This is a genomic window from Pseudoxanthomonas kalamensis DSM 18571 (assembly GCF_010211745.1).
GTDB classification, from domain to species: domain Bacteria; phylum Pseudomonadota; class Gammaproteobacteria; order Xanthomonadales; family Xanthomonadaceae; genus Pseudoxanthomonas_A; species Pseudoxanthomonas_A kalamensis.
This window is the reverse complement of sequence record NZ_PDWQ01000046.1, coordinates 1-731: the sequence shown is the minus strand read 5'-3', so window position 1 is coordinate 731 and position 731 is coordinate 1. Positions and strand designations below refer to the sequence as shown.

Annotated in this window: 1 protein-coding gene; it reads left to right on the top strand. The window is 45.8% G+C overall.

Annotation, left to right across the window (positions count from 1 at the left end; all coding sequences use genetic code 11):
- Positions 1–625 (top strand): LexA family protein (locus tag CSC70_RS13885; RefSeq protein WP_211369508.1); only part of this gene is annotated, 625 nt, incomplete at its 5' end.
- Positions 626–731 lie beyond the last annotated feature (106 nt).

The following is a 731-nucleotide window of genomic DNA, read 5'->3' as shown; positions in this document are numbered from 1 at the left end:
TGGCTTATCCCAGGAATCTGTCGCAGACAAGATGGGGATGGGGCAGTCAGGCGTTGGTGCTTTATTTAATGGCATCAATGCATTAAATGCTTATAACGCCGCATTGCTTACAAAAATTCTCAAAGTTAGCGTTGAAGAATTTAGCCCTTCAATCGCCAGAGAAATCTACGAGATGTATGAAGCGGTTAGTATGCAGCCGTCACTTAGAAGTGAGTATGAGTACCCTGTTTTTTCTCATGTTCAGGCAGGGATGTTCTCACCTAAGCTTAGAACCTTTACCAAAGGTGATGCGGAGAGATGGGTAAGCACAACCAAAAAAGCCAGTGATTCTGCATTCTGGCTTGAGGTTGAAGGTAATTCCATGACCGCACCAACAGGCTCCAAGCCAAGCTTTCCTGACGGAATGTTAATTCTCGTTGACCCTGAGCAGGCTGTTGAGCCAGGTGATTTCTGCATAGCCAGACTTGGGGGTGATGAGTTTACCTTCAAGAAACTGATCAGGGATAGCGGTCAGGTGTTTTTACAACCACTAAACCCACAGTACCCAATGATCCCATGCAATGAGAGTTGTTCCGTTGTGGGGAAAGTTATCGCTAGTCAGTGGCCTGAAGAGACGTTTGGCTGATCGGCAAGGTGTTCTGGTCGGCGCATAGCTGATAACAATTGAGCAAGAATCTTCATCGAATTAGGGGAATTTTCACTCCCCTCAGAACATAACATAGTAACTGGAT